We start from the raw sequence: 7523 nt of genomic DNA on the forward strand, positions 1-7523 counted from the left end.
CGCGAGGACGACCAAGAAGCTGAACGTCCGCGAGATAGTCAGGCGGGTCCGCAGGTCCGAGAGGAGCGTGAGGAAATACCTCGTTCTTCTGACCAGGAAGGGCATACTCGAGCGGGAGGCCGTGAGGACCGCCCGGGGCAAGCTCGCATACCTGTACTATGTGGCCCCGGTCGAGAAGATTTCCGCGGTCCTGAGGAGGGAGATCTCGCGGACGGCCAAGAAGCTCGAGGACATTGCGCCGCATGAGTCGTGATCAGTCCCAGAACCTTCGGGTCCTCGCGTACGTGACCTCCGCGGCCAGTATGTCCCGGAGGAAGTCCTCCTCGCTGTCGTGACACCTTCTGAGGATCCTGGCGGCGTTGGCGGCACCGACGCCCCTCGCCATCAGTGCCAGTACGGCCCTCTTCCCGTGCGCCTTCACGAGGTTGGCGGCCGTCTGTATGCGCCTGGCATCCTTCCTCTCCTCGGCCGTGAGCCCCTTCTTCTTGAGCAGCTTGGTCTTCTCCCTCTCCGCGGGATGGACCGCCGCCACCATGACGCCCTCGCACACCGGACACGATATCTTTGGCGGGAGGTCCCCCACCCGCACCCTTCTCGCCGACCCGCAGTTCATGCAGTACAGGACCGCGTACGCGTCCTCGATCCTCTTCTTCAGCACGATGAGCGTCTCCCGGTCCACCTCGCGCGGTATGAGGAACGCCCTCGACCATTCGATGCCCGCCTTCCCGATGGGGGAGAGCGAACCGACCTGGACCTCGATCTCGCCGTCGGCGATCATCTTGAGGACATCCACCGCCCCGTCGATGTCCAGCCTTTCCCAGATGGCCTTCTCGATGGCCTCGTCGGACAGGGGCGAGTTCTCGTACGCCTTGAACATCTTGGGCAGGTTGACCGCCTCCCAGTCCACGTCCCGCCTGATGGCGCCGAACTTCTTGGCGACGTGGACGAAGATGCGCCTCATGAACGTCGAGTTCCTCAGGATGACCCTCATGAGCGAGTGGACACCGTCCAGATGCTTGGGGAAGAGCAGCTCCCTGACCTTGGCGGGGTCGTACCACTGCGGCACGCTGAGCACGATCCGGTAGGGGTCTGTCATGATGCCCACGCTCTCGCCCAGCCTCGCGGACATGAAGGAGGATATCATCTGCCCCAGGGTCTGGTTGACCTTGCTCCCGAAGCACGCGTTGATGATCACGGTCTTCTTCCCCGCCTCCACCGTGACCAGCTTGTCCGTCGGCACGGGCTTGCCCCCCTGCTTGTCGAGATATTCCTCGAACTGCCGGACGCCGAACTCGTTGCACGGATACGAGGAGTAGTCCCGTAGCCTCCTCAGCCGCCCGACCTCCATCGCGACGTCGAAGGGGACGGGGATCTCCTCTCCCAGCCAGCTCGGCACGGACCCGATCTCGGGGATGGGTTCCACCAGGATGATCGACTCCTGGAACTCCACGAACCTCCAGCTCGAGCCCCTCATCACGAACGTCGCCCCGAGCTTGGCGTGCTCGGAGACGAACCACTCATCGAGCGTGCCGACCGTCCTGCGCGTCGAGATGTCCACGACCTTGTACGTCGTGATGTCGGGGATCATGGAGATGTTCTCGTAGAAGTACGTCATCGACCCCCTCGATCTGCCGATCCTGTCGTCCCTGAACCATATCGCCCGAATCTGGCCGAGCTGCTCCACGACATCGAGGAACTCCTTCCGACGAAGGTTCCTGAAGCAGTGCGCCCGCCTGAACATCTCGTAGACCTCGTCCATGTGATAGGAGGGCTGTGCCATCGTGAGCGAGACTATCTGGTTCGCCAGCACCGCGAGGTCGTTCTCGCGGACCCTCGAGACCTCGAGCTCCCCGCTCAACGCCCGCCTGGCGATGACGCAGGCCTCGGCGAAGTCGTCCGGGCCGGTCGCTATCGTAACGCCGTCGGAGACCTCGCCCACGCCGTGCCCTGACCGCCCGACGCGCTGGACGAGCCGCGTGACCTGTCGCGGGGAGTTGTACTGCAACACGAAGTCCGCCGAGCCGACGTCAATGCCCAGCTCCATCGAGGACGTGCAGATGAGCGCCTTGGTCGTCTCGCCCTTGAAGTCGTCCTCCATGTGGATCCTAACGTCCTTGGAGAGCGAGCCGTGGTGAACGCCGACGTTGGGACCGCCCTTCCAGTGGCTGAACCGCGAAGCCAGGAACTCGGCCGTGTCCCGCGTGTTGACGAAGAAGAGCGTCGACCTGTGTTCCTCTATCAGGGCCCTGCATACTCTCATCGCCGCCGCGTGCTCCTCGCTCATCTTCAGCTTCGACGAGAGCTTGGCGTCCTCCTTCCCCTGCTGTGGATAGTGGACCTCGATCCTCATCTCCTTGGGTATGTCGAGGACCACGGTCTCGATCTCGCGCCCGACCCCCGCCAGGAACGAGGCTATCTCTGCGGGCGAGCCGACGGTGGCGGACAGGCCGATGCGCTGGACCTCGTGGCCCGCCAGGCTGACGAGCCGCTCGAGGCCGACGGCGAGCTGCCCGCCCCGCTCATCTCCCGCTAGTTCGTGGATCTCGTCGACCACGACGGACCGGACGCTCTTGAGATGCTCTCGCAGCCTCTTCCCTGTGAACATGATCTGGAACGTCTCGGGCGTCGTTATAAGTATCTGCGGCGGGTTCTTGGACTGCCTCGTCCGCTCGGACTGGGGCGTGTCGCCGTGCCTCACGGCCACGTCGATGTCGAGCATCTCACCGAGGACCCGCATCCGCTCGAGCATGTCGCGGTTGAGCGCCCGCAGAGGTGTGATGTACAGGACGGATATGCGCTCCGGGTTCTTGTCGAGGATCCAGCTCATCAGCGGGAGCACCGCAGCCTCCGTCTTCCCTATGCCCGTCGGGGCGACGAGGAGGACGTTCTTTCCGTCTGCGATGAGAGGGATCGCCTTCACCTGCGGCTCCGTGAGCGTCTCGAACCCGAGCTTCGTTGCCGCGTCAGAGATCTCCGGTCTGAGGCGCTTCAGGACGTCCATCAGACAATAAACGGTGGACCGCATAAAAAGGTTTGACGCCACGGCGGGAAATGAGATATACGACACGCTCGTTCTACAAGCGGTGATTTGTTGCTAGATATGCTTAGGAAATGCCTATCCTCTTTTTCGGGCGATTACGCAGAGATGAGGTTCCACGAGAGGAAGTCCACGTACATCCGCATAGCTGCGGGAGAGCTCGAGGACGCCTCCTACCTCAAGAACGCGGGCGTGGGAGTCCGCGCCCTGGTCAACGGTTCGTGGGGCTTCAGCAGTACGAACGTTCTCGAGCGCAGTGCGATAGAGGGCAGTCTCCGCGACGCGGAGAAGGCCGCCAAGGTCGCCTCCCAGAACCGGACGGAGAAGGTCGAGGGGCTCGCGGACGTCAAGCTGGCCAGAGGGGCATTCCACCCCGTGGTGAACGACCCAATCGAGAACCACTCATTGGAGGAGAAGATGAACCTCGTCATAGAGGCCGAGAAGACGGCGAAGGACGAGTCGAAGGACGTGAAATCGGCCATATCGGTCTACTCGGAGCTCGTCGACAGGAAGATGGTGGCCAACACGGACGGGGCCGAGTTCGAGCTCCATGACGTGAAGCCGGAGTTCTACGTCTACGCCGTCGCCTCCGAGAACGGCGACAGGGTCGCGGCCGCGAAAACGGCGAGCGTCACGGGCGGCTGGAAGGACCTCTGGCGCAGGAACGAGCCACAGCAGCTTGCACTGGATGCCTGCGATCTCGCCTCGAAGCTGCTCCACGCGAAGCACGCGAAGGGCGAGTCGGCCACGGTGATACTGGAACCCTCGCTTGTGGGCCTCATAAGCCACGAGGCGATCGGGCACACGGTCGAAGCGGACTTCGTGCTGTCCGGGTCCATAACCAAGGGCAAGCTTGGGCAGAAGCTCGCGAGCGAGCTCGTCACCCTCGTCGACAGCGGGAACCCGCCGGAGGATTCACATGGCACGGGGAACGTGCTCGTGGACGATGAGGGCGTCCCCGCCAGGACGACGAGGATCATTGAGGACGGCGTGCTCAAGTCGTACCTGCACGACCGCGAGACGGCCCTGATATTCAAAACCGAGCCGACGGGGAACGCTCGGGCGTTCGAGTACACGGACGAGCCCATAATCAGGATGACCAACACGTACATCCTTCCGGGCGACCACTCGCTGGAGGAGATGATCGAGGACGTGAAGGAAGGATACCTGATGCGCGGAGCGGGGGGCGGACAGGCGGACTCCAACGCCGAGTTCATGTTCGAGGTGGACGAGGCGTACAGGATCGAGAAGGGCGAGGTGAAGGAGCTCCTCAGAGGCGTCACGATAAACGGGCAGGCATTCGATGTGCTCAAGAGCGTCGACGCCATCGGTAAGGACTTCCTCCTCGACATAGGCGTCGGCTACTGCGGCAAGTTCCAGAGGGCGAAGGTCGACGGCGGTGGTGGCGCTCTCCGTTGCAGGGCGATCATCGGCGGGAGGCAGGAGGGGTGATGATGCTCGACGTTCTAGATGCATGCAAATACGCGGTCAAGAAGGCCGTGGAGCTCGGGGCGACGGAAGCGGAGGGCTTCGCCGCTGGCGGGAAGGAGATCAACGTCTCCATCGAGAGGAACGAGATCAAGATAGGGAAGAGCCAGGAGCTCTCGGGAATAGGAGTACGAGTGATCCTGGACCGCTCACTGGGCTTCGCATCGGTCAACGACCTCACCAAGGCGGAGATCGCGAAGGCCGCGGAGAAGGCGGTGGGACTCGCGAAACGGGCGCCCCCGCTCAAGTTCAACGAGCTTCCCGGCGCGAAGTCGGTCAGCAAGGTCGAGGGGCTGTACGACCCGAGGAGCAAGGACTTCACTATGGACGACGCCCTGGAGAACGCCACGAAGCTCCTGAAGACCGCCAAGGACTACGATCCCAGGGTCACTGTGGACAGCGGCTACTTCTCCGCCGACGTCGGACGCTCCGCAGTGGTCAACTCGAGCGGGGTGGAGGCCTCCGAGGAGGCGTGCGCCTTCACGCATGTCATCCTGGGCATGGCGGTAGAGGGCGACGATGTCTCCAGCTTCGACTACCGTTTCAACGGGACCAGGCGTGTGGACGAGATCGAGGTCGAGACGAGCGCGAGGGCGCTGGCGGAGACAGTCGTCAACTCCCTCGGCGCGAAGAAGACGGAGAGCTTCAAGGGAACGGTGATACTGAACCCCAACACGGTGGTGGACCTTCTTGCGCCCGTGATCGTTTTCTCCACGAACTCGAATGCCGTCCAGAAGGGCATGAGCGGATTCGCGGGGCGCATCGACGAGAAGGTCGCCTCGGAGGAGCTGACCGTGCGGGATGACGGCCTCATCCCCGGCCGGCTGGGCTCGTCGAGCTTCGACCGAGAGGGACTGCCGCACCGACCGCTCCCGATAATCGAGAAGGGCGTGCTGAAGAACTTCCTCTACAATACGCTCACTGCGAGGAAGGAGGAGCGGGAGAGCACGGGCCACGCATCTGGCGGGATCTCGGGCCCACCGAGGATCGCGCCGACGAACCTCATGATCGAACCCGGAGATGCCGAAATCGACAGCCTGATCGGCGAGACGACCAAAGGCGTCATCATAAGCAGGTTCTCGGGCGTCCCGGACCCGATAAGCGGGGACTTCTCCGGTGCCGTGAAGGGCGGCTACCTGGTCGAGAACGGGGAGAAGGTGAACCCGATAAGGGAGACCCTCGCGGCCGGCAACGTCTTCGAGCTCCTCAACGAGATCAGCGGCATATCGAAGGAGACGGAGAGGATAATGAGCTTCATCGCCCCTTGGGTGAGGCTGGAGAACGTCTCCGTCACGAGCGTTTAAGAGCGAAAAATGGGCCCGGCCGGATTTGAACCGACGACCCCCTGGTTATGAGCCAGGTGCTCCACCAGACTAAGCTACGGGCCCTCGTCGCGAGAATACGCTTTTCCATATTTAAGACTGTAGCAGTGGTATCGGAGTTGGTATGTGGTATCCGAATTGGTGGTTTCCCGATGAGCCTTATATATGCTGCTCATAATGGACTTATTGAGCCGTAACAGACAGTGTTGATTCTCTCCCGAGATAACGCTGGCCTGGAGGGGGGTGACAAGCGCTCCATCACAGATGCTGGATGCCGGACGAGAGTTCTATGAACGCGACGGCTCCTCCCTCCTTTTTCTGCTCATCATTAAATATCCAGGAACCCATTTAGAAAGCGGGGGATACGAATGAGGGGCCTCTGTTCCGCATTGATGTGTGTCGTGCTGATTTCATCGATTAGTCCGCTGTATGTGCCCGTGGGCGAGGAGATCATGAGCCAAGCGACGGGGACGGAGTTCCTCACGTTCTGGTCCGGCGATCTCATCATTATGGCCCAGGAGCCTGACACGAAGGTCCACTTGTACGACCTCGACACTGGAGGACTGCTCAGCACGACCGACTCGCGGCTCTCGAGCCCGCCGATAGCGAACCCTTTCATCCTGAGCAACTCCGGCGACTCTTGGGAGGAGAAGGGCGGAGTGGGCAACCTCAACCAGGAGATCAGGCTGAAGGTCGTCACATCCGATGCGGCAGGCGGGACCGCCGCAAAGCCCGTGACCATCTGGACGGGATACCTCAATCCTGGAAGCGCCAATCCGTGGATGTCCTACGTCCCCGCCTACGGAGAGACGGGAAGGAGCGGCACGGAGCTCGGCTACGAGTTCCTCGGCTTCGTGGACGAGGAGATGTACATCTTCGCCCTCAAGGATCCAGGCACGCCCACCAGTATCACAGTGGACGACATGGTGACGAACAAGGACGCGGACACGGACGACGACTACACGCTGACGTCAGCCTCCCCCAAGCTCGACTACTCGGATTCCGAGATAGAGATATACTACATCACAGGATTCGAGGAGGACACGGTTCACGTGACAAGCAACGTACTCGCGTCCGTCCTGGTGGGCAAGGGCTCGAGAAGCCCGAACCTGAACGACTGGTCGGCCACACCGCCCTCCTACTCGGCGGGGGACGAGGGTGTCGAGAGGGGGACCCTGTTCTACACGTATGTGAGGAGCTATCTGACGGTATTCCCCTTGGAGGACGACACGCACGTCTATATAGTGGACCTGAGCGACGGTGACGATTCGTTCAATGTGACTCTGGACGGTGATGATTCCGACGGCACGTATGAGTTCTACACGGCAACGAAGCAGAGCTTCAGCAGTGGCCAGATGATTGCACGGGCCTCCGGACCGGCGGTCAACATCATCAGCCCGGGAAACGAGTTCGATCTCGACTATGTCAAGGTGAGCTCCGACAAGCCCGTGCTCGTCTACAACGGTCCAGCGGCAAGCAACACGCTCGACTTCGCCGATGTCGCCTACTCGATCCCAACGGGTCCGTCGAGCCAGGAGCTGTACTGCTTCGCACAGAACTCCGGGAACTCGAACGACCTTCAGATCTTCGCTTACAATCAGTCGACGAATGTTGTGATTACGTCACTGACATATACCCAGAACTTCAGGGCGCCCGTCCACCACGATTTCATGATC

Annotated in this window: 5 protein-coding genes and 1 tRNA gene; 4 read left to right on the top strand and 2 right to left on the bottom strand. The window is 61.7% G+C overall.

All coding sequences use genetic code 11. The features are described from left to right. Nucleotides 1-253 (top strand): hypothetical protein (locus LN415_09075; protein ID MCJ2557237.1); only part of this gene is annotated, 253 nt, incomplete at its 5' end. On the opposite strand, the gene LN415_09080 is transcribed toward LN415_09075, so the two are convergent. Continuing rightward, nucleotides 254-3001 (bottom strand): DEAD/DEAH box helicase, encoded by a 2748-nt coding sequence (locus LN415_09080; GenBank protein MCJ2557238.1) that lies wholly within the window; start codon nucleotides 2999-3001, stop codon nucleotides 254-256. Nucleotides 3002-3100: 99 nt separating this feature from the next. Here LN415_09080 and LN415_09085 point away from each other — a divergent pair, with 99 nt between their 5' ends. Both LN415_09085 and LN415_09090 read left to right on the top strand, forming a co-directional pair. Next, nucleotides 3101-4489: a TldD/PmbA family protein gene (locus tag LN415_09085; GenBank protein ID MCJ2557239.1), complete on the top strand. Its 1389-nt coding sequence runs from the start codon at nucleotides 3101-3103 to the stop codon at nucleotides 4487-4489. Continuing rightward, the gene (locus LN415_09090) at nucleotides 4489-5829 is read left to right on the top strand and encodes a TldD/PmbA family protein (protein MCJ2557240.1); all 1341 of its coding nucleotides are present in this window, start codon (nucleotides 4489-4491) and stop codon (nucleotides 5827-5829) included. The genes LN415_09085 and LN415_09090 overlap by 1 nt, the downstream gene beginning before the upstream one ends. Before the next feature lie 10 nt (nucleotides 5830-5839). Here LN415_09090 and LN415_09095 read toward each other — a convergent pair. Then, nucleotides 5840-5913 (bottom strand) — tRNA-Ile (locus LN415_09095). Nucleotides 5914-6215: 302 nt separating this feature from the next. On the opposite strand from LN415_09095, the gene LN415_09100 reads away from it, so the two are divergent. Continuing rightward, a partial coding sequence (locus tag LN415_09100; GenBank protein MCJ2557241.1) for a hypothetical protein occupies nucleotides 6216-7523 on the top strand: 1308 nt, incomplete at its 3' end.

The organism is Candidatus Thermoplasmatota archaeon (assembly GCA_022848865.1).
Classification (GTDB): Archaea; Thermoplasmatota; Thermoplasmata; order RBG-16-68-12; family JAGMCJ01; genus JAGMCJ01.

Excerpts from the sequence above, each read along its gene's own strand:
- LN415_09080 (MCJ2557238.1), bottom strand. The coding sequence starts at position 3,001 with ATGGACGTCCTGAAGCGCCTCAGACCGGAGATCTCTGACGCGGCAACG.
- LN415_09085 (MCJ2557239.1), top strand. The coding sequence starts at position 3,101 with ATGCTTAGGAAATGCCTATCCTCTTTTTCGGGCGATTACGCAGAGATG.
- LN415_09090 (MCJ2557240.1), top strand. The coding sequence starts at position 4,489 with ATGATGCTCGACGTTCTAGATGCATGCAAATACGCGGTCAAGAAGGCC.